Here is a 20,778-nt window from a genome sequence, read left to right on the forward strand (position 1 = left end):
CAATTTCGGAGGTGTGGCCATGACCAGCCAGGTGCGCGGCGTCCAATTGGCGCGACTCCTCGGCCAGTGGCACGCCCTGCCGGGCCGCCGGCGCAGCCCCGACTACGCCGCGCTCGCCGGCGCCGTCCGCGGGTTGCTCGCCGACGGGCGGCTGCCCCTCGGGGTACGCCTGCCGGCCGAGCGGGAGCTGGCCGAGGCGCTGCGGATCAGCCGGACCACTGTCACCGCCGCGTACCGGGAACTGCGGGAGAGCGGCCACCTGGCCAGCCGCCGGGGCGCGGGGAGCTGGACCATGCTGCCCGGCGGGCACCGGGTGGCCAGCACCGGGCTGTGGACGCCGCTGGACGACCGCGACATGATCGACCTCGGTGTGGCCGCGCTGTCCGCGCCCCCGCAGCTCGTCCCGGCCGCCCGCGCCGCGGCCGAGGATCTTCCCCGCTACCTCGGCGGCGCCGGCTACCACCCGACCGGCATCATCGAGCTGCGCGAGGCGGTGGCACGCGCCTACACCGAGCGCGGTCTGCCGACCAGCCCGGAACAGATCATGGTCACCAGCGGCACCCAGCACGCGCTGGATCTGGTGCTGCGATTGGCCCTCTCGCCCGGCGGCGGCGTGCTCGTCGAGTCGCCCACCTACCCCAACGCGCTGGCCGCGCTGTCCGCCCGGCGGGCCCGGATCGCCACGCACGGCCTGTCCGACGAGGGCTGGGACGCCGAACTGCTGCTCGGCAGCCTCCGGCAGACCCGGCCGAAGCTCGCGTACGTGATCCCCGAGTTCCAGAACCCGACCGGCCACCTGATGGCCGCCGACCTGCGCGAGCGGCTGGTCGGCACGGCCCACGCGGCCGGCACCGACCTGGTGGTCGACGAGTCCTTCGTCGACCTGCCGCTGGACGACACCACGCTGCCGCCACCGGTGGCCGTCTTCGACCGGCACTCCCGGGTGATCAGCATCGGCGGCATGAGCAAGCCCTACTGGGGCGGGCTGCGGATCGGCTGGGTACGCGCCTCCGCGCCCCAGGTGCAGCGGCTGGCCGCGGCCCGGGTCGGGGTGGACATGGCCAGCCCGGTGCTCGACCAGCTCGTCGCCGTGCACCTGCTCACCGAGGCGCCGGCCATCGTGGCCGCCCGCCGGGCCCAGCTCGTCGCCCAGCGGGACGCCCTGGTCGCCGCGCTCGCCGACCGGCTGCCCGACTGGCGGGTACGCGTGCCGGGCGGCGGCGTCACGCTCTGGGCCGAGCTGGACGGCCCGATCTCCAGCGCGCTGGCCCGCGCGGCCGAGGAGGTCGGCGTACGGCTGGCGCCCGGCCCCCGGTTCGGCCTGGACGGGACGCTGGAGCGCTTCCTGCGGCTGCCCTTCACGCTGCCCGCCGACGAGCTGGTGGAGGCGGTCGGGCGCCTCGCCGCGGTCCGCTACGACCTGGACCGCACCAGCCGCCCGCAGTGGCGCGAGCCGAGCGTCATCGCCTGACCCGGTCCGGCTGCCCGATCCGGTGGTGATCGGTCCGAAGCGCGGCTCCGGACCGGCCGGCGCCCGCAGACTGCCCGGGTGGGGAACGGGAGGGGAGTCCGGTGGTCGTGGAGGGTGCGGCGCAGCGCGCCTGGCTCCCGGACCACCCGGCTCGAGCTCTTCTACGACCTGGTCTTCGTCTTCGCGTTCCTGAACGTCACCACGCTCACCGCCTCGGAGCTCACACCGGCCAACCTCTACCGCTTCCTGCTGGTGCTGGCGCTGCTCTGGTGGTCGTGGACCGGCTTCGCCCGGATGGGCAACTTCTTCCGCGCCGACCAGGGCGTGCTGCCGCTGGTCGGCTTCGTCACCGTGGCGGCGACGTTCATGCTGGTGCTCAGCGAGCCCAGCGCGTTCGAGGACCTCCCCGGCGGGCTGCCCGGCCCGCTGGTCTTCGCCGGCTGCTACTTCGTGATCCGGATGGCCCAGCTCACGGTCTTCGGCTGGGTGGACCGCGCCGACCCGGTCCGGCGCCGCCGGTTGCTGCTGCGCGCCGCGTTCCCGGCCGCCGCCACGGTGCTGCTGGTCATCGCCGGAACCGTGCCGACGCGGCTGCCGCAGGAGCGGTTCGCGATCCCGCTGCAACTGGCGCTCTGGACGCTGGCGCTGCTCGTCGAGTACGTCGGCGGGGTGACGCTCGCCCGCCAGTGGTGGGTGGTGGTCTCGGCCGGGCACTGGGCCGAACGGCACGCGCTGATCGTGCTGGTCGCGCTCGGCGAGTCGATCATCGCGCTCGGGTTCGGCCCGAAACACGGGCTGCCGCTGACCGGGCCGGTGGCGGTGTCGGCGCTGCTCGGCATCGCGGTCGTCGCGGCGCTGTGGTGGGCGTACTTCGACACGCTCGCCTTCGCGCTGGAACAGGCGCTGCACCACGCCCGGGACGAGGCCACCCGAGTCCGGCTCACCCGGGACGTGTACACGTTCATGCACCTGCCGATGGTCGCCGGGACCATCCTCTACGCGCTCGGCCTCAAGGACCTGCTGGCCGAGGCCGCCGACCCGGCCACGCCCACGTGGGGGCTGCCGCTGGGCGACTTCTGGGGCGCGATCCTGTTCGGCGGGGTGGGTCTGTACCTGCTCAGCCTCGCCGGGTGCTGGTGGCTCGCGCTGCGCGAGGTGCACTGGCCGTTGCTGGCCGCGGTGGTGGCGCTGGCCGTGGTCGGCCCGTTCGTCTTCCGCATCCCGGAGCTGGTCGCGCTCGGTGTGCTGGCAGTCGTCACCGGCGCGGGCATCACCTGGGAGACACGCTCCGAGGACGGCCACCGGCGCCGGGTACGCGAGCTCGCGCTGGAGGAGCAGATCGCCGCCGAGGCCGAGCAGAGCCGCTGGCGGCAGCAGCACCTGTGAACGGCGCGCGGCCGTGCCCCGGGACGGTGGGGCACGGCCGGCGCGACGGTGTGGCGGTGCGGGCTACAGCTCGGCGAGCGTGCCTTCGTACATCTTGTCGATCTCGGAGGCGAAGTTCGTCTCCACGCTGCGGCGCTTGATCTTCAGCGACGGCGTGACCTCGCCGTCCTCGATGGTGAGGTCACGGGGGAGGATCGTCACCTTCTTGATCGTCTCCCAGCGGTTGAGTTTGGCGTTCAGCTCGGCGACGTATCCCTCGACCATCTCCCGTGCCTGCGGGGAGGTGACGATCGTGGTGTAGTCGCTGCCCTCCAGCGGCGTGCCGGCGGCCCAGCCCTTGATCGCGTCCGGGTCCAGCGTGACGAGCATGGTGCAGTAGTTGCGCGCCTGCCCGATCACCACGGCCTGCGAGGTGTACGGGCACACCGCCTTGAACATGCCCTCGATGTGCGACGGCGCGACGTACTTGCCGCCGGACGTCTTGACCAGATCCTTCTTGCGGTCGGTGATGCGCAGGTAGCCGTCGTCGTCGAGCGTGCCGATGTCGCCGGTGCGGAAGAAGCCGTCCTCGGTGAACGCGGCGGCGGTCTCCTCGGGCAGGTTGTGGTAGCCCCGCATGACCGGCTTGCCCCGCATCAGGACCTCGCCGTCGGTGTCGATCCGGCACTCCAGGTCGCCCATGGCCCGGCCCACGCTGCCGATCTTCAGCCCGCCGGGCGGGTTCACGAACGCGCCCGCGCTGGTCTCGGTCAGGCCGTAGCCCTCCGAGATGGGCAGGTTGGCGGCGGCGAAGAAGGTGGCGATCTCCTTGCTCAGCGGCGCCGCGCCGGAGACCAGCACCCGCATCCGGCCGCCCAGCCGGGCCTGGAGCTTGCTGAACACGAGCTTCTCGGCCAGCGCGTACTTCATCCGCAGCCCGGCCGGGACCGGCTTGCCGGCCTGCTCCAGCGCGACCTTCTCCTTGCCGACCCCGACGCCCCAGGCGAAGATCTTGGCCTTGGCGCCGCCCGCGCCCTGCGCGGTGGTGACCGCCTTGTTGTAGACCTTCTCGAAGACCCGGGGCGCGCCGCACATCAGCGTCGGCTGCACCACGCCCAGCAGGTCGACGAGCTTGTCCACCCGGCCGTCGACGTACGTGGGCAGGCCGACGTGGGTGGCGCCGCAGAGCAGCGTCTTGCCGAAGGAGTGGGACAGCGGCAGCCACAGGTACTGCAGGTCGTCGACGCGCAGCAGGCCCAGCTCGGCCTGCGCCACGCCCTCCCAGCACCAGCCGCCGTGCAGCAGCTCCACGCCCTTCGGGCGGCCGGTGGTGCCCGAGGTGTAGATCAGCGTGGCCAGGTGGTCCGGGCCGATGCCGGCGACGAGCATGTCGATCAGGTCCGGCTCGGCGCTCAGCGCCGCGGCGCCGCGCTCCTCCAGCTCGGCCAGGGTGAGCTGCGGGACGGCCGCCGCCGGGTCGGGCGTGCCGTCGAAGAGCACCACGTGGGTCAGTGCGGGCAGGTCGGCCCCGGCGATCTTCGCCGCCTGGGCCGGGTTCTCCGCGAACAGCACCTTCGAGCCGGAGTCGGCGATGATGTAGACCGCGTCGTCGGGTTCGGTGGTGGGGTAGACGGTGGTGGTGGCCCCGCCGGCGCACATGATGCCGAAGTCGGCGAGCACCCAGTCCAGGCGCGTGTTGGCCAGGATCGCGACCGGGTTCTCCAGGCCGACACCGAGCCCGTGCAGCCCGGCGGCGATCGCCTTGGCGCGCTGCCCGACCTGCTCCCACGTCAGCCAGACCGGGCCCGAGTCGTCGGGGGCGGGGTGGGCGAAGGCGTGCCGGTCGGGGGAGTCCGCCACGCGCTTGAGGAACATGTCCGGTACGGAACGGTACGGTACATCGAGAGCCATCGCTGTAGCCGCCTTCAGGGGTGGAGGGACGTGACGGGGGTCACGCCGGTCTGCGGTTACCGAAGGGTATTGCCTGCACCCGGCCAGCGGCTAGCCCCGATCGGTCGAGTCGTCGGCGGTCCCGCCTGCTGGAACCGCTCAGGCATACCGGCTGGCCGCGCGGGACCAGTCGTAGGTGGCCCTGATCCAGTCCCGGCGGGTGTCCAGGAAGACCCGCATCCCCTCGTCGGCCACGGCGCTCAGCGCCGCGTCCCGCTCCGCGTACGCGGCGAGGGCCTCGTTGAACCGGTCCGCCGCCGCGTGGAGCGCCGCCGACTCGTCCTGCCCGGTCTCACCCGCGATCGTGGTGACCAGGTTGTGCGCCTCCGGGGCCGCGCCACGCTCCTTGCCGTAGGAGAACAGGTCGTTGCACCAGCAGACCAGGTCGGTGGCGAGGGTGTCCAGGACGGTGAGCGCCGGGGCGACCCGCTGGTCGGCGCGGGGCGCGGACGGGCGGGCCAGGTCGGTCACCGTGAAGCTGGGGCGCACCCCGCCGGTGTGGCGGCGCATCTGCATGTACTCGGCCACCCCCGGCACCCGCCGGCGCTCCCGGTTGGCGGCCTCCCAGAGCAGCGCCAGCAGGTACTCCCGCAACTGGCTGACCAGGCGCAGCAGGTGGGCCGGCCGGCCCCGGTCGCGGGCCCGCCGGCACAGGTCGTGCAGCGCCAGGGCGATCGGCCCGCCGTCGGCCGGCGCGGGCGCGTCCGGGTCGCCGTGCCGGTCGAGCACCGCCAGCAGCGCGGCCAGCGTGGGGGCGAGCAGCGTGGGCGCCGCCCCCAGCCCGTCGTCGTCGCAGGCGTCGTCCACCACGAACAGCCAGTTGATCAGGTCGGTGAGCAGGCGCAGCCCCGACGGCGACGCCTCCGGGCAGGCCCGTCCGGCCAGTTCGGCGGCGTGTGCGCCGGCCAGCCGGCGCAGCCCCGCCCGGCTGTCGACCAGGCCGAAGTCGCGTACCCAGCCGGCGCTCTGCGCGGCCGCCTGGTCGACGGCGGGGTGACGCCGGGAGGGAAAGGGCGGCTCGTGCAGTGCCGAGAGGGCGAAGTCGCGCATCGTCGTCCCCTGTCCGCCGCCCCGAGGGGTGGGGCCGCCGCGCAGGAGCGTACGGGAGGCCGTGACCGTCATCGAAGTCCGGGTGTCCACTGTCCACCGTCGAACGGCGACCGGCTGCACACCCTCGGTCACAAGCCCAGTTCGGCGGTACGCAGACGCTCGGCGCGGTCGGCCGGACCGTCCACCTGGACCCGGGCCACCCGCTGCCGTCCGGTGAGGAAAAGCACCAGCTCGCCCGGTGCGCCCACCACCCGCAGCCGTTCGCCGCCACCGCCGGCCCGCAGCTCGCCGTGCCCCGGGGCCTGCACCAGCACCTCGGCCGGGAACCGCCGCAGCGCCATCCGGGCCAGCAGGGACGCCCGCTTCCACAGCACCGACTGCTGCCCGGCGGGCAGGTCGCGCGGGTGCCACCCCGGCCGGGCACGCCGCACGTCCTCGTGGTGGATGAAGAACTCCATCCCGTTGGCGAGCTCGTCGGTGAGCGGGTTGCTCACCGGGCTCCACACCGGGGGACGGCGTACCCGGGCGATCAGGTCGGCGTACGGCCCGGCGGCGATCCGCCGGCGGACCGACTCCCCGTAGCCGCGCAGCGGCGGCAGCAGGATCCCGCCCGCCGCGTCCGGCCGGCGCTCCCGCACCAGCAGGTGCGCCGCCAGGTCACGGGTGGTCCACCCCTCGTTGACAGTCGGCGCGTCCGGTCCCAGTTCCAGCATCAGGTCGGCGAGCGCCTCGCGCTCCGCTCGGGCGTACCGCGGCATGGCCCGATCGTAGGCCCGTTCCGGCCGATCGGCGCGCCACGCCCGGCGGGACCGCCCCGCCGGACCGCTTCCGGCCGCCCTCCACCCGGGTCCGGCGGGAACGTGACGGCGGACATATCCCGGCCGGGTCGGCGGGACCGGCGGCGAGCGGTAAGGATGGGGGAGAAAACTGTGGCTTACGGCGGGGGAGAGCGTGGCGAGCGGGACAAGTCGGGACGTGCTCGGCAGAGGGCTACGGGTGCTCGGCCGGGCCATCCGGGAACAGCCACGGATCTTCGCGGTCGCGGTCAGCGGCAGCGTGCTGTTCGGCCTCCTGGTGATCGCCAGCGCGTACGTGGTCGGGGCGGTGGTCGGCGACGTGGTCGTGCCGGCCGTGGAGCGCGGCGAGGTGGCCGGCGGCGCGCTGGCGCTGGCCGCGACGGCGCTGTTCGGCATCAGCGTGCTGCGGGTCGTCGGCATCTTCGGCCGCCGGCTCGGCGCCGGTTACATGCAGTACCGGCTCCAGGCCGCCTACCGTCGCCGGGTCACCCGCCGCTACCTGGAACTGCCGCTGGCCTGGCACCACCGCAACTCCACCGGCACGCTGCTGTCCAACGCCAACTCCGACGTGGAGGCGGCCTGGTACCCGATCGCGCCGCTGCCGTTCGCGGTCGGCACGCTGGTGATGCTCGTCGGCGCGGTGGCCTCGCTGTTCTTCACCGACTGGGCGCTGGCCCTGGTCGGCCTCGCCGTGTTCCCCGCGCTGTTCGCGCTCAACGTGGTCTACTCCCGCCGGATGGCGCCCCGGCAGGCCCGGGCGCAGCGGCTGCGGGCCGAGGTCAGCGGCATCGCGCACGAGAGCTTCGACGGCGCGCTGGTGGTCAAGACGATGGGCCGCGAGGCCCAGGAGACGGACCGCTTCGCCTCCCGCGCCGGTGAGCTGCGCGACGCGCTGATCTCGGTCGGCCGGCTGCGCGGCGTGTTCGACCCGATGCTGGAGACGCTGCCCAGTCTCGGCACGCTCGCCGTGCTGGTGGTCGGCGCGATCCGGCTGCGGCAGGGCGCGATCAGCGTGACCGAGCTGGTCAGCGTCGCGTTCCTGTTCACCGTGCTGGCGTTCCCGGTACGCGCCATCGGCTGGGTGCTGGCCGAACTGCCGCGCAGCGTCGCCGGGTGGGACCGGGTCCGCCGGGTGCTGGACGCCACCGGCGAGATGCCGTACGGCACCGCGACGCTCGACCCGGCCACCCGCGAGCCCGCCACGCTCGCCTTCGACGACGTGCACTTCGCGTACGAGCCGGCCGAGGCGCACCTGCCCGGCGCGCAGGTGCTCGGCGAGGTGACGTTCACCGTGCCGGCCGGGAAGACGGTCGCGCTGGTCGGTCCCACCGGCGCGGGCAAGTCGACGATCGCGTCGCTCGCGGTGCGCCTGGTCGACCCGGGGGCCGGCCGGGTCACGCTGGACGGCGTGGACGTGCGGGAGCTGACCGCCGCCTCGCTCGCCGGCACGGTGGCGCTCGTGGCGCAGGTGCCGTTCGTCTTCGACGACACGGTCCGGGCCAACATCGCGCTCGACCGCGCCGGCATCGGCGACGACGAGGTGTGGGCGGCGCTGCGGCTGGCCGAGGCGGACGGCTTCGTGGCCGCCCTGCCGGACGGGCTGGACACCATGGTCGGCGAGCGGGGCACGTCGCTGTCCGGCGGGCAGCGCCAGCGGCTGACGCTCGCCCGGGCGCTCGCCGGTCGACCCCGGCTGCTGGTGCTCGACGACGCCACCAGCGCTGTCGACCCGCGGGTCGAGGCGGCCATCCTGGCCGGGCTGCGCTCACCCGCCGACGGCGGCGCCCCGGCGTCGATCCTGGTGGTGGCGTACCGCCGGGCCACCATCGCGCTCGCCGACGAGGTGATCTACGTGGAGCAGGGCCGGGTGGTCGCCCGCGGCACCCACACCGAGCTGCTCGCCACCGTGCCCGGCTACGCCGACCTGGTCACCGCGTACGAGCAGGCCGAGCAGGAACGCGAGCAGAATCGGACGTACGACGAGGTCACGCCGTTGCCCTCGGGCCTGGAGGTGGACCGGTGAGTACGACCACGGGGGAGAACACCGAGACCACCGAGTCGACCTGGCGGACGCTGCGGCGCGGGCTGGCGCTCTCCCCGGAGCTGCGCACCGGCCTCGCCGGCACGCTGGCGCTGGCCCTGGTCTACATGGTCGGCCGGGTGGCCGTGCCGGTGGCGGTGCAGCGCGGCATCGACCACGGCATCGTCGGCGGGCTCGACCTGAACGTCATCTCGCTCACCGTGGCGATCACCGCCGGGGTGCTGGTGGTCACCACCGCCTGCGGGTACCTGATGATGCGCCGGCTGTTCACCGTGAGCGAGACCGCGCTGGCCGGCGTGCGCACCCGGGCGTTCCGGCACGTGCACGACCTGTCCATGCTGCACCAGCAGTCCGAGCGGCGCGGGTCGCTCGTCTCCCGGGTCACCAGCGACGTCGACCAGATCACCCAGTTCCTCCAGTGGGGCGGCGTGATCCTCATCGTCAACCTGGGCCAGCTGCTGGTGACCACCGCCGTGATGCTCGCGTACTCCTGGCAGTTGACGCTCGTGGTGCTCGTCGCGTTCGCGCCCGCGGTGCTGGTGATCCGGCAGTTGCAGCGCCGCCTCGCCGGGGCGTACGGGCTGGTGCGGCAGCGCACCGGCACGCTGCTCGGCGCGATCGGCGAGAGCGTGGTGGGCGCGCCGGTGATCCGGGCTTACGGCATCGCCGGGCGCACCGCGCGGCGGCTCGACACGGCCATCGACGGTCAGCGGGTGGCCCAGCAGCGGGCGATCCGGATCAGCATCATGGGCAGCTCGGTGGGCGAACTGGCCGCCGGGCTGGCGCTGGCCGGCGTGGTGGTGGTCGGGGTCAGCCTGGGCGTCGACGGCACGCTGACGATCGGCCAGCTCACCGCGTTCCTGTTCCTGGTCACGCTGTTCATCCAGCCGGTGCAGATCGCCACCGAGGTGCTCAACGAGGCGCAGAACGCGATCGCCGGCTGGCGCCGGGTGCTGGACGTGCTGGACGTCTCCCCGGACGTGGCCGACCCGGGCGAGCAGGGGCGGGAGCTGCCGCCGGGGCCGCTGGACGCCCGGTTCGCCGGCGTGACGTTCGCCTACCCGGGCGGGCCGCCGGTGCTGCACGACGTGACGCTGGACATCCCGGCCAAGAGCCGGGTGGCGGTGGTGGGCGAGACCGGGAGCGGCAAGACCACGTTCGCCAAGCTGCTCACCCGCCTGATGGACCCGACCGAGGGCGCGGTGCTGCTCTCCGGGGTCGACCTGCGGCAGGTGCGCTTCGACTCGCTGCGCTCCCGGGTGGTGATGGTGCCGCAGGACGGCTTCCTGTTCGACGCCACGGTCGGGGAGAACGTCCGCTTCGCCCGTCCCGACCTGACCGACGAGCGGCTCACCGCCGCGTTCGCCGAGCTGGGCCTGTCCGACTGGCTGGACGGGCTGCCGTCCGGGCTGGACACGCCGGTCGGCGAGCGCGGGGAGGCGCTGAGCGTCGGGGAGCGGCAGCTCGTGGCGCTGGCCCGGGCGTACGTCGCGGACCCGGACCTGCTGGTGCTGGACGAGGCGACGAGCGCTGTCGACCCGGCCACCGAGGTCCGCCTGCAACGGACGCTCGACGCGGTGACCCGGGGCCGGACCACGCTCGCCATCGCGCACCGGCTGTCCACCGCGCAGGCGGCGGACGAGGTGATCGTGGTGGACCGGGGCCGGATCGTGCAGCGCGGCCCGCACGAGGATCTGGTCCGCGACGCCGACTCGGTCTACGGCCTGCTGTACGCCTCCTGGTTGGAGCAGACCCGCTGATCCTGGCGGGTCTGCTCGAGGACGCCGGTCAGCGGGAGTAGAACTCCACCACCAGCTGTTCGTCGCAGACCACCGGCACCTCGCGCCGGGCCGGTTCGCGCACCAGCGTGGCGCGCAGCTCGGCCGGCTGCGCCGACAGGTACGGCCGGGGCTGGGCGTCGGCGTGCGCGCCGGCGGCGGCGAGCTGGAACGGCGGCAGCGCGCGGCTGCGCTCGCGTACGCCGACCACCTGGCCGGGACGCAGCCGGTACGACGGCCGGTCGACCTTGCGCCCGTCGACTGTGATGTGGCCGTGCGCGACGAGCTGGCGGGCCTGGTAGATGCTGCGCGCCAGCCCGGCCCGCAGCACCACCGCGTCGAGACGCCGCTCCAGCAGGGCGACGAGCGTCTCGCCGGTCTTGCCGGCACCCCGGGCGGCCTCGTCGAACAGCCGGCGCAGCTGGGCCTCGCTGACGTTGTACTGGTGGCGCAGCCGCTGCTTCTCCAGCAGCCGCACCTGGTAGTCGGACGTGGTGCGGCGGGACCGGCCGTGCACGCCCGGGGGATAGGGGCGCCGCTCGAAGTACCGCACGCACTTGCGGGTCAGCGGGATACCGAGGGCGCGGGAGAGCCGGGCCTTGGGCCGGGGGTGGTTCACGTCGACGTCTCCGATCGTCTAGCCTGCTTCTTAGGTAAGCCTAACCTACATTGAGGAGGTCGGGATCATGCGGCCCAGCCCGGCGGAGATCGTGCGAACCCTGGTCGCGGGCCGGTTGCCCGCCCTCGTCCACCTGGCCCGGCATCCCGGCCCGCACCAGGTCCGGCATGCGGTCGACCCGGACGGGCGGGTGCTGCTGCTCGTACCCGTGGTCAGTGACCTCGCCGCGGCGCTCGTGCCGCCGGCGGGCGACACCGACGTGGCCACCGTGCTCGACGTGCTCGACCTGCCGCCGGCCGCCGGGGCGCCCTCGCTCGGCCGGGCCTGGGTGTCCGGCTGGGCCGCCCGGCTGGACGGGGACGCGGCGCGCGACGCGGCAGTCGACTTCGCCGCCACCGACCCGGCCGGCGACCTGCTCGACGTGGGCAGCCGGTTCCACCTGCACCGCTTCGAGGTGGCCGAGGCCCGCTGGGAGCACGCCGGGCGCGTGCGCCGGGTAGACCCGGAGGCGTTTGCGGAGGCCGAGCCGGACCCGCTGCACCCGGTCGAGGCCGACCTGCTGGCCGACCTGACGGATCACCACGCCGAGCAGGTCGGCGACTACCTGCGGCGGCGGCTGGACCTGCCCGGCGACCAGGTTCCCCGGGTGGTCCGGATCGACAGGTACGGGCTGCTGGTCGCGCACGGGCGGCCCGGCGCGGCCCGGCGGGCCCGGCTCGCCTTCCCCCGGCCCGTCGCCGACGTGGCGGAGCTGTCCCGCCTGCTGCACCCGATGCTCTGCCCCCGGGCGGCGGCCTGAGCGGCACCGCCGGCCCGGTCCTCGGCGCGGGCGGCACGCCGGCCTCGACGGCTCAGGTGATGTCGCCGGTGAGGTAACGCTGGACCGTCGGGCCGATGGCGGCCACCAGCGTCGCCGGTTCGGCGGTGGCGACGGCGTCGAGACGGAGCACGTACCGCATCATGGCCAGCCCGGCGAGCTGGGTGGCGACCAGCCCGCCGCGCAGCGCGCGCTGCGCCGGGTCGACGTCGAGCTGGTCGAGCACCCGGCGCAGCACCTGCGTGACCAGGAACTCGCGCAGCAGGCGCGCGGTCCATTCGTTGCTGACCGCCGAGCGCAGCAGCGCCACCGCCGCGGTGCCGGTGGGGGAGTCCCAGACCTCCAGGAACATGCGGACCATCCGCTCGCCGGTCGCGTCCGGGCCGCCGGCGAGCACCGCCGGTAGCAGCCGTCCCGGGTCGGCCGGGAACGCCGTCGCGGCCCGGAACAGCTCCTCCTTGCCGCCGAAGTAGTGGTGCACGAGCGCCGGGTCCACGCCGGCCGCCGCGGCGATGGCCCGGATCGACGCGGCGTCGAAGCCGCGCTCGGCGAACGCCTCCCGCGCCGCGGCGAGGATGGCCTCACGGGTGTCCGGGGTGCCGGGCCGCCGCCCGGTGCGCCGCGCGTTCACCCGCTGCGCCGGCGCAGCGTCGCGGCGGCCAGCACCAGCGCCGCCACCGCCGCCCCGGCCACGATCGCCACGTCCCGCCACATCGTCCCGGTCGGTTCGGCGTGCGCGCCGACCTCCTGCAACGCCTCGACCGCGTACGACAGGGGCAGCGCGTCGCTGACCGCCTGGAGCCAGCCGGCCATCTGGTCGCGCGGCACGAACAGGCCGCAGAGCAGCAGTTGCGGGGCCACCACCACCGGCATGAACTGGACCGCCTGGAACTCGGTGCGGGCGAACGCCGAGCAGAACAGCCCGAGCGCCACCGCGAGCACCGCGTTCACCCCGGCGATCAGCACGACCAGCCACGCGCTGCCCGCGGTCTCCAGCCCGAACACCCGGTACGCGACGACCGAGGCGACTGTGGACTGGAGCACCCCGGCCAGGCCGAACGCGATGCCGTACCCGAACAGCAGGTCGAGCTTGCCCAGCGGCGTGGTGAGCAGGCGCTCCAGCGTGCCGGTGGTGCGCTCGCGGAGCATGGCGATGCTGGTCACCAGAAACATGATGATGAACGGGAAGAAGCCCAGCATGATCAGGGCCACCCGGTCGAACGTGCTGGGCCCGCCGGGCGGGGCGGGCTGGTCGACGTACATGAAGTAGACCAGCGTGAGCAGCACCGACGGCACCACCACGAGCAGCGCCACGGTCCGCCGGTCGTGCCGCAGCTGGCGCAGGATGCGCCCGGTGGTGGCGGCCAGGATCCGTCCGTTCATCGCACCTCTCCCTCGGCGTCGCGGATCAGGCGCAGGAACGCCTCCTCCAGGTCGTCGGTCCCGGTGGCGGCGCGGACCGCGGCCGGGGTGTCGTCGGCGACCAGGCGGCCGTCGCGGATGAGCAGCAGCCGGTCGCAGCGGGCCGCCTCGTCCATCACGTGGCTGGAGACCAGCAGCGTGGTGCCGTTCGCGGCCATGGCGTGGAACCGGGCCCACAGGTCGGCGCGCAGCACCGGGTCCTGGCCGACAGTGGGTTCGTCGAGGACCACCAGCTCCGGTTCGCCGACGAGCGCGCAGGCGAGCGAGGCGCGGCTGCGCTGGCCGCCGGAGAGCGTGCCGACGAGCTGGTCGGCCGCGCTCGCCAGGCCGACGTCGGCCACCGCGCGGTCGGCCTCGGCGCGGCCCCGGCCCTGGAGCACCGCGAAGTAGCGGGCGTTCTCCCGCACCGTCAGGTCGGCGTAGACGCTCGGTGCCTGGGTCAGGTAACCCACCCGGCGGCGCAGGTCGGCCGAGCCGGCGGGGAGGCCGAGCACGTCGACCGCGCCGGAGCCGACCGTCTGCACGCCGACCACCGCGCGCATCAGCGTGGTCTTGCCGCTGCCGCTGGGCCCGAGCAACCCGGTGACGGTGCCCCGGGGCACCGCGCACGTGATGCCGTGCAGCACCCGCCGCCCGCCCCGGTCGACCACCAGGTCGCGGACCGACACTGCGTCGTCCATGCTCGCCTCCGTCAATTCATCACCTGTTGAACTCAACGGTAGGTGAATTCCTTCCCGAGAGCAACGAGGGACTTGACTTCGAGTGCGCTCGAACTGGAAGCCTGGAGGACGTGGACATCAGCACGCGGGAGATGAGCCTCACCGTGGGTGAGGCGGCGGAACGGGTCGGCCTGACCACCTACACGCTGCGCTGGTACGAGCAGGAGGGCCTGGTGGGCCGCGTCGGGCGGGACTCGTCGGGCCGCCGGCGCTACACCGAGTCCGACGTCAACTGGCTGTTCCTGCTCACCCGGCTGCGGCGCACCGGGATGCCGGTACGCGACATGCGCCGCTACGCCGAACTGGCCCGGCACGGGGACAGCACGCTCGGCGCGCGACGGGCGCTGTTCGAGGCGCACCGGGCCCGCGTACTGGCCCGGATGGCCGAGCTGGAGGAGGACCTGAAGGTCCTCGAACACAAGATCGACGCGTACCGCCGGGCGGAGGAGGAATCAGGCTGAAAACCCCAGCGGCGGACAGCGGGTCCGGCAACGGTCATTGCGGTGAAGATCGGATTTCGGCACCATGACGCCGTGGGTCCAGCGCAGTTGCCCGACACCGCATTCCTCGACGACTGGGCCGCCCGCCTGCGGCAGGCCGCCGACCGGCCGGTCGTCGGGATCATGCTGCGCGGCAGCCATGCCCGGCGGGCCGCCACCGAGCACAGCGACGTGGACGTGGACGTGCTCGTGGCAGCCGACGACGGACGGGCCGCCGGCGCGGGGGCCCGGCAGACGACGTCCCGCCGCGGCACGCCGTACGCGGCCCGGCGGGCGTACCTGACCGAGTTCGGCGGCCGCCTCGTGCACGTCTCCGTGGCCGCCCGCGACGTCCGCTCCTGGGTGCGCCGCCTGGGCCAGCCCGCCGACTGGGCGTTCGGTCTCCCGGTCACCGCGCCCGCCCGGCTGCTGTGGGCCGCGCCGGAGTGGCGCCGCCGGATCGACCTGCCGGTGCTCTGCCAGCCCGCCGACGAGCCGCGCCTGGAGGAGCTGATCGCGACGCTGGGCAAGGTCGCCGCGGCCCGCGTGGCCGACGACCCGATCGGGGTCCGGCTCGCCGCGGCCGACCTGGCCCGGCTCTGCCCCTCGGTGCTGCGGCCGGCCAACCCGACCGTGCGCGTCGTGTCCCGCCGGGCCGCCCTGACCGCCGCGCTGGACCTGCCGGTCGCCCCGCCCGGCTACCGCCACGACATGCTGCTCTGCCTCGGGCTGCGCGCCGGTGACCCGGCCGAGGTCGGCGCCGCCGCCGGACGGCTGGTCACCGGCATCCTCCCGCTGATCCGCCCGTACGCCGGCGAGATCGCCGCCACCCACGGCGCGGACCTGGCCGAGGCACTGGTCGACGGCCGGGTGGACCGCTACCTCGGCCGGCTCGGCCGGGCGCTGGGGACGGTGACGCCCGCCTCCCGGGACACGTCGGCGGTGCCCGGGCCGCGTGCGGGAGAATGGTCAACCGTGCCCGCCCCTGACGCGCCGCTGACCGGCGCCCCCGCTCCCGGACCGGCCCGTCCGTCCCGGCTCGACCCGGCCATCGCGGCCAGGCTCCGCCGCACCCCGGACGGCCTGGTCGCCGCCGTGGTCCGCGCCCACGACTCGGGCGAGGTGCTGATGGTCGCCTGGATGGACGACGAGGCGCTGCACCGCACGCTCACCACCGGCCGGGCCACCTACTGGTCGCGCAGCCGCGGCGAGTACTGGGTGAAGGGCGCCACCTCGGGCAACCACCAGTACGTGCGCTCGGTGGCGCTCGACTGCGACGGCGACGCGCTGCTGGTCAGCGTCGAGCAGGTCGGCGCGGCCTGCCACACCGGGCAGCGCACCTGCTTCTTCACCGAGCTGCCGGTCAGCGCTCCGGAGGCGACCCCGTGACCGACGGCACGGTCAGCCCGGACCGGTCCACCTTCGCCGACCTGGCCGCCCGCTGGCGGGTCGTGCCGGTGACCCGGCGGCTGCTCGCCGACGCGGAGACGCCGGTCGGGGTCTACCGCAAGCTGGCCGGCGGTCCCGGCACGTTCCTGCTGGAGTCCGCCGAACAGGGCGTCGGCTCGGCCGGCACGGCCTGGTCGCGCTACTCGTTCATCGGCGTGCGCAGCAGCGCCACGCTCACCGAGCGCGACGGCGCGGCGAACTGGACCGGCACGCCACCGGCGGGCGTGCCCACCGGCGGCGACCCGGTCACCGTGCTGCGCGAGACGGTCGCCGCGCTCGCCGGGCCGGGCTGGGATCCGGCCGGCGACATGCCGCCGCTGACCGGCGGCCTGGTCGGCTACCTCGGGTACGACCTGGTCCGCCGCTTCGAGCGCCTGCCCGAGCTGACCGAGGACGACCTGGACGTGCCCGAGCTGGGCATGATGCTCGCGACCGACCTGGTGGTCCTCGACCACTACGAGGGCTCCGCGATCCTGGTCGCCAACGCGGTGCTGCCGCCGCTGGACGACCCCGACCGGGCCGGGCGGGTCGAGGCCGCCTACCACCACGCCGTCGGCCGCCTCGACGCGATGACCACCGCGTTGTCCCGGCCGATTCCGCCCATGGTCTCGACAGTCGACCGGCCCGGCGTCGGCGAGGTGGTCAGCCGCACCCCCGAGGGCGGCTACCCGGAGGCGGTGGAGGCGGCCAAGGAGGCGATCCGGGCCGGTGAGTGCTTCCAGATCGTGCTCAGCCAGCGCTTCGAGCGCCCCACCGACGCCGACCCGCTCGACGTCTACCGGGTGCTGCGCACCACGAACCCCAGCCCGTACATGTATCTGTTGCGTTTCGACGGCTTCGACATCGTCGGCTCGTCACCGGAGGCGCACCTCAAGGTCAGCGCCGGCCCGGACGGGCGGCGGCGGGCGTTGCTGCACCCGATCGCCGGCACCCGGCCACGCGGCGGCTCCCCGGACGGCGACGCGAAGCTCGCCGCCGAACTGCTCGCCGACCCCAAGGAACGCGCCGAGCACGTGATGCTCGTCGACCTGGGCCGCAACGACCTGGGCCGGGTGTGCCGGCCGGGCACCGTCGAGGTGCCCGAGTTCGCCACCATCGAGCGCTACAGCCACGTCATGCACATCGTCTCCACGGTCGTCGGCGAGCTGCGCGACGACCGCACCGCGTTCGACGCGCTGGCCGCGACGTTCCCGGCCGGGACGCTCAGCGGCGCGCCCAAGGTCCGGGCCATGGAGATCATCGAGGAGCTGGAACCGGTGCGGCGCGGCGTCTACGGCGGCACCGTCGGCTACTTCGCCTTCGGCGGCGACCTGGACATGGCCATCGCGATCCGTACCGCGCTGATCCGCGACGGCCGCGCCTACGTGCAGGCCGGCGCCGGGATCGTGGCCGATTCCGACCCCGCCGCCGAGGACCAGGAGACGCGCAGCAAGGCCGCCGCCGTCCTCGCCGCCATCGCCGCCGCCGAGACGCTGCGGGCCGCCCGGTGAGAGCGCCCGGCACCACCGCGCCCGCGGCCCGCGGCCGGCGCGAACTCGCGTACGCGGTGCTGCTCTGCCTGGTCGGCGCGGGCCTGGCCTGCTGGGCGGTGACCCGGACCTGGGCGGTCGAGGTGACCGCCCGGGGGTCGCTGCCGTCCGGGCGGGCCGGGCGCACCGGTACGGAGCTGCTGCCCTGGGTGCTGGCGCTGACGTACGTGGGACTCGCCGGCGGTGGCGCGGTGCTCGCCACCCGGGGCCGGCTGCGCCGGCTGCTGGGTGTGCTGCTGGCCGCCGTCGGCGTGGCCGTGACGGTCGGCGGCGGGATCGGCCTGACCGAGACCGGGGTGAGCCGGCAGTGGCCCGCGCTGGTGCTGGCCGGCGGCCTGGCCCTGGCGGCCGGCGGCGCGTTCACCGCGCTGCGCGGCGACGGCTGGCCGGCGATGGGCGCCCGGTACGAGCGGCGGTCCGCCCCGGCGGACGAGCCCGGCCGGCCGGCGGTCGAGCGTGGCACCCGGGACGCGTGGGACGCGCTGGACCGGGGCGAGGACCCGACGGTCAGCTGACCGGCTGCGCCTCGCGGGCGTCGCGCCGCTGCCGGGCCGCGGCCCGCGCGGCGGCCAGCTCGGCCACCAGCCGCTCCAGCTCGCGGCGCTGGGCGGCGCGGGCCCGGTCGGCGCAGACCGCCTCCCAGGCGTTGCCCCGGGCGGTACGCATCCGGCCGTCACCGGCCACCGCGCGTTCGAGCGTGTGAACTACGCCGACGGCGAGCGAGGCGACGGTACGGGAGATGGTGGTCAAGCCGATGGTCTGGGTCGGCCCGTTGGCGCTCATGGTCACCCCATACGAGATCGTTGGCGACGGTCGGCAGCCGCCGGCGTCGAGTGTGCCCGACGACGATGCTTCCGGGCGGACGTTTCGCCGCCGTGAAGCACAGGTCAACGCTGTCGCACCGGGGACGACCTGGGCAGGGCCGGAGGTCCTTGAGCTTGGTCACAGCGGCCGCCGGAACCCGTCCTGCGGGCCCGGAACGATCGTGGTGAGATAGGGGATGGGTGACGGTCGATGCCAGCGGTGGCGCTGCGTGACATGGCGTTCACCGGAAGTCGGCCATCATGCCACAGCCCATGTCGTGAGGTGCGCCATACCCCCCGGCACTCGTCGCCAGGTGGCGCCCCCTAGCATCGGCCCATGACGCCCGGAGAGGGGAGTCCGTTGGTGACTGCTGAGCATGCGCACGCGGAGGGGGACGACGCCGGAGCGGCGCCGTCCGCAGGGGTGCTCGACGAGATCCTGGCCGGTGTGCGCGAGGACGTGGCCCGGCGCCAGGAGCAGGTTCCGCTGGAGCGGATCCGGGAACTGGCCGCCGCCGCGCCGCCACCGCTGGACGCGTACGCGGCCCTGCGCCGCCCCGGTGTGGCCGTGATCGCCGAGGTGAAGCGCTCGTCGCCGTCCAAGGGGCGGCTGGCCGAGATCGCCGACCCGGCCGACCTGGCCGGGGACTACGCCGCGGGTGGCGCGCGGGCGATCAGTGTGCTGACCGAGGGCCGTTGGTTCGGCGGGTCGCTCGACGACCTGGCGGCGGTGCGGGCCGCGGTGAACGTGCCGGTGCTGCGCAAGGACTTCGTCGTCTCCAGCTATCAGGTGCACGAGGCCCGCGCGCACGGCGCCGACCTGGTGCTGCTGATCGTCGCCGCGCTGGAGCAGAACGCGCTGGTCGGGCTGCTGGAGCGGATCGAGTCGCTCGGCATGACCGCGCTGGTCGAGGTGCACACCGAGGAGGAGGCGGACCGCGCGCTGGAGGCGGGCGCGCAGGTGATCGGCGTGAACGCCCGCGACCTGCGTACCCTGGAGGTCGACCGCTCGGTGTTCGAGCGGATCGCGCCCGGCCTGCCGAGCAGCGTCGTCAAGATCGCCGAGTCCGGGGTGCGCGGTCCGCACGACCTGATCCGGTACGCCTCCGCCGGCGCCGACGCCGTGCTGGTGGGCGAGGGCCTGGTCACCCAGAAGAGCCCGCGTGAAGCGGTCGCCGAGCTGGTCAACGCCGGTAACCACCCGGCCACGCCCCGCCCGGTGCGCTGAGCCGCCGGGCACCCGATCCGAGAGGACGCCCGCGATGAGCGCCGCACCCGCAGCCGGCCAGGTTCCCGACGCCGCCGGTCACTTCGGCCGGTTCGGCGGCCGGTTCGTCCCCGAGGCGCTGGTCGCCGCGCTGGACGAGCTGGACGCGGCGTACCGGAAGGCGATGGGCGACGAGGACTTCCTCGCCGAGTTCGACGCGCTGCTGCGCGACTACGCCGGCACGCCCTCGCTGCTCTACGAGGCCCGGCGGTTCTCCGCGCAGATCGGCGCGCGGGTCCTGCTCAAGCGCGAGGACCTCAACCACACCGGCGCCCACAAGGTCCGCAACGTGCTGGGCCAGGCGCTGCTCACCAAGCGGATGGGCAAGCGGCGGGTCATCGCGGAGACCGGCGCCGGCCAGCACGGCGTCGCCACCGCCACCGCCGCCGCGCTGTTCGACCTGGAGTGCGTCGTCTACATGGGCCAGGTGGACACCGAGCGGCAGGCGCTGAACGTGGCGCGGATGCGGATGCTCGGCGCCACAGTCGTCCCGGTGACCGCCGGCTCGCGCACGCTCAAGGACGCGATGAACGAGGCGATGCGGGACTGGGTCGCCAACGTCGAGGACACCCACTACCTGATCGGCACCGCCGCCGGCCCGCACCCGTTCCCGGAGATGGTCCGGGACTTCGTGCGCGGCATCGGCGAGGAGGCCCGCCGGCAGTGCCTGGACCTGACCGGCGCGCTGCCGGACGCGGTCGCGGCCTGCGTCGGTGGCGGCTCCAACGCGCTCGGCATCTTCCACGCGTTCGTGCCGGACACCGGGGTCCGGCTCTACGGCTTCGAGGCCGGCGGCGAGGGCGTCGACACCGGCCGGCACGCCGCCAGCATCACCGGCGGCTCGTCCGGCGTGCTGCACGGCACCCGTACGTACGTCCTCCAGGACGCCGACGGGCAGACCATCGAGTCGCACTCGATCTCGGCCGGCCTGGACTACCCGGGCGTCGGCCCGGAGCACGCCTGGCTGCACGACACCGGCCGGGCCACCTACCTGCCGGTCGACGACGCCGACGCGATGGCCGCGTTCGAGCTGCTCTGCCGCACCGAGGGCGTGATCCCGGCGATCGAGAGCGCGCACGCGCTGGCCGGTGCCCGCGCCGTCGCCCCCCGGCTCGCCGAGGAGCTGGGCCGGGAGCCGGTGATCGTGGTCAACCTGTCCGGCCGGGGCGACAAGGACGTGCACACCGCCGGCGCGTACTTCGGCATCCTCGACAAGGAGTGA

Annotated in this window: 19 protein-coding genes and 1 pseudogene; 12 read left to right on the forward strand and 8 right to left on the reverse strand. The window is 74.6% G+C overall.

All coding sequences use genetic code 11. The features are described from left to right. Positions 1–19: 19 nt before the first annotated feature. Together yczR and V6U82_RS20620 are read left to right on the forward strand one after the other, a co-directional pair. Positions 20–1,471 carry a MocR-like transcription factor YczR gene (gene yczR / locus V6U82_RS20615; protein ID WP_145751839.1) on the forward strand — a complete coding sequence of 484 codons (1,452 nt, stop codon included), beginning with the start codon at positions 20–22 and terminating at the stop codon, positions 1,469–1,471. A 114-nt stretch (positions 1,472–1,585) separates the two neighbouring features. Continuing rightward, on the forward strand, positions 1,586–2,857 hold the full coding sequence (locus tag V6U82_RS20620; RefSeq protein ID WP_145751842.1) for a low temperature requirement protein A: 1,272 nt from the start codon (positions 1,586–1,588) through the stop codon (positions 2,855–2,857). 63 nt (positions 2,858–2,920) lie between these two features. Here the strand turns inward: V6U82_RS20620 and V6U82_RS20625 are convergent, their stop codons facing one another. The 3 genes from V6U82_RS20625 to V6U82_RS20635 form a co-directional block, all read right to left on the reverse strand. Then, on the reverse strand, positions 2,921–4,747 hold the full coding sequence (locus tag V6U82_RS20625; RefSeq protein ID WP_128137452.1) for an AMP-dependent synthetase/ligase: 1,827 nt from the start codon (positions 4,745–4,747) through the stop codon (positions 2,921–2,923). A 138-nt stretch (positions 4,748–4,885) separates the two neighbouring features. Continuing rightward, positions 4,886–5,836 (reverse strand): terpene synthase family protein, encoded by a 951-nt coding sequence (locus V6U82_RS20630; protein WP_334463605.1) that lies wholly within the window; start codon positions 5,834–5,836, stop codon positions 4,886–4,888. Positions 5,837–5,964: 128 nt separating this feature from the next. Further along, on the reverse strand, positions 5,965–6,594 hold the full coding sequence (locus V6U82_RS20635) for a TIGR03085 family metal-binding protein (protein WP_128138296.1): 630 nt from the start codon (positions 6,592–6,594) through the stop codon (positions 5,965–5,967). A gap of 193 nt (positions 6,595–6,787) precedes the next feature. Here V6U82_RS20635 and V6U82_RS20640 point away from each other — a divergent pair, with 193 nt between their 5' ends. Beyond that, positions 6,788–8,656: an ABC transporter ATP-binding protein gene (locus V6U82_RS20640; protein ID WP_334552789.1), complete on the forward strand. Its 1,869-nt coding sequence runs from the start codon at positions 6,788–6,790 to the stop codon at positions 8,654–8,656. Next, positions 8,653–10,434, forward strand: coding sequence for an ABC transporter ATP-binding protein (locus V6U82_RS20645; RefSeq protein WP_334463610.1), 1,782 nt, complete (start codon positions 8,653–8,655; stop codon positions 10,432–10,434). The genes V6U82_RS20640 and V6U82_RS20645 overlap by 4 nt, the downstream gene beginning before the upstream one ends. A 28-nt stretch (positions 10,435–10,462) precedes the next feature. Here V6U82_RS20645 and rpsD read toward each other — a convergent pair whose 3' ends face one another. Further along, positions 10,463–11,071, reverse strand: a complete 609-nt coding sequence (rpsD, locus tag V6U82_RS20650; protein WP_128138294.1) for a 30S ribosomal protein S4 — start codon at positions 11,069–11,071, stop codon at positions 10,463–10,465. A 67-nt stretch (positions 11,072–11,138) separates the two neighbouring features. On the opposite strand from rpsD, the gene V6U82_RS20655 reads away from it, so the two are divergent. Further along, entirely contained in the window at positions 11,139–11,870 is a 732-nt protein-coding gene (locus tag V6U82_RS20655) for a DUF2470 domain-containing protein (protein WP_334463611.1), read from the forward strand. 52 nt (positions 11,871–11,922) lie between these two features. Here V6U82_RS20655 and V6U82_RS20660 read toward each other — a convergent pair whose 3' ends face one another. Genes V6U82_RS20660 through V6U82_RS20670 form a run of 3 tightly spaced genes read right to left on the reverse strand, consistent with a single transcriptional unit; the run spans position 11,923 to position 13,990 of the window. After that, positions 11,923–12,519 carry a TetR/AcrR family transcriptional regulator gene (locus tag V6U82_RS20660; protein WP_334463613.1) on the reverse strand — a complete coding sequence of 199 codons (597 nt, stop codon included), beginning with the start codon at positions 12,517–12,519 and terminating at the stop codon, positions 11,923–11,925. After that, positions 12,516–13,271 carry an ABC transporter permease gene (locus V6U82_RS20665; RefSeq protein WP_334463615.1) on the reverse strand — a complete coding sequence of 252 codons (756 nt, stop codon included), beginning with the start codon at positions 13,269–13,271 and terminating at the stop codon, positions 12,516–12,518. The genes V6U82_RS20660 and V6U82_RS20665 overlap by 4 nt, the downstream gene beginning before the upstream one ends. Further along, a complete protein-coding gene (locus V6U82_RS20670; protein ID WP_334463618.1) occupies positions 13,268–13,990 on the reverse strand; it encodes an ABC transporter ATP-binding protein in 723 nt (240 codons plus the stop codon). The genes V6U82_RS20665 and V6U82_RS20670 overlap by 4 nt, the downstream gene beginning before the upstream one ends. A gap of 110 nt (positions 13,991–14,100) precedes the next feature. On the opposite strand from V6U82_RS20670, the gene V6U82_RS20675 reads away from it, so the two are divergent. The 5 genes and pseudogenes from V6U82_RS20675 to V6U82_RS20695 all read left to right on the forward strand — a co-directional run bounded on the left by V6U82_RS20675 (position 14,101) and on the right by V6U82_RS20695 (position 18,001). Next, complete coding sequence (locus V6U82_RS20675) at positions 14,101–14,490, forward strand: MerR family transcriptional regulator (RefSeq protein WP_013287558.1); 390 nt, start codon at positions 14,101–14,103, stop codon at positions 14,488–14,490. Between the two features lie 162 nt (positions 14,491–14,652). Then, positions 14,653–15,303: pseudogene (locus V6U82_RS20680) on the forward strand (phosphoribosyl-AMP cyclohydrolase); the annotation flags it as partial. A gap of 180 nt (positions 15,304–15,483) precedes the next feature. Beyond that, the gene (hisI, locus tag V6U82_RS20685) at positions 15,484–15,897 is read left to right on the forward strand and encodes a phosphoribosyl-AMP cyclohydrolase (protein ID WP_334463693.1); all 414 of its coding nucleotides are present in this window, start codon (positions 15,484–15,486) and stop codon (positions 15,895–15,897) included. Continuing rightward, positions 15,894–17,447, forward strand: coding sequence for an anthranilate synthase component I (locus tag V6U82_RS20690; protein ID WP_334463621.1), 1,554 nt, complete (start codon positions 15,894–15,896; stop codon positions 17,445–17,447). Before hisI ends, V6U82_RS20690 begins: the two co-directional genes overlap by 4 nt. Continuing rightward, on the forward strand, positions 17,444–18,001 hold the full coding sequence (locus V6U82_RS20695) for a Trp biosynthesis-associated membrane protein (protein ID WP_334463623.1): 558 nt from the start codon (positions 17,444–17,446) through the stop codon (positions 17,999–18,001). Before V6U82_RS20690 ends, V6U82_RS20695 begins: the two co-directional genes overlap by 4 nt. Here the strand turns inward: V6U82_RS20695 and V6U82_RS20700 are convergent. Continuing rightward, the gene (locus V6U82_RS20700; RefSeq protein WP_302907751.1) at positions 17,994–18,269 is read right to left on the reverse strand and encodes a hypothetical protein; all 276 of its coding nucleotides are present in this window, start codon (positions 18,267–18,269) and stop codon (positions 17,994–17,996) included. The two genes, V6U82_RS20695 and V6U82_RS20700, sit on opposite strands and share 8 nt — an antisense overlap. A gap of 444 nt (positions 18,270–18,713) precedes the next feature. Here V6U82_RS20700 and trpC point away from each other — a divergent pair, with 444 nt between their 5' ends. Together trpC and trpB are read left to right on the forward strand one after the other, a co-directional pair. Beyond that, positions 18,714–19,517 (forward strand): indole-3-glycerol phosphate synthase TrpC, encoded by an 804-nt coding sequence (trpC, locus tag V6U82_RS20705; protein ID WP_194801305.1) that lies wholly within the window; start codon positions 18,714–18,716, stop codon positions 19,515–19,517. 34 nt (positions 19,518–19,551) lie between these two features. Then, positions 19,552–20,778 (forward strand): tryptophan synthase subunit beta, encoded by a 1,227-nt coding sequence (trpB, locus tag V6U82_RS20710; RefSeq protein WP_128138752.1) that lies wholly within the window; start codon positions 19,552–19,554, stop codon positions 20,776–20,778.

The organism is Micromonospora sp. CPCC 205554, from assembly GCF_036902745.1.
Taxonomy (GTDB): Bacteria; Actinomycetota; Actinomycetes; order Mycobacteriales; family Micromonosporaceae; genus Micromonospora; species Micromonospora tulbaghiae.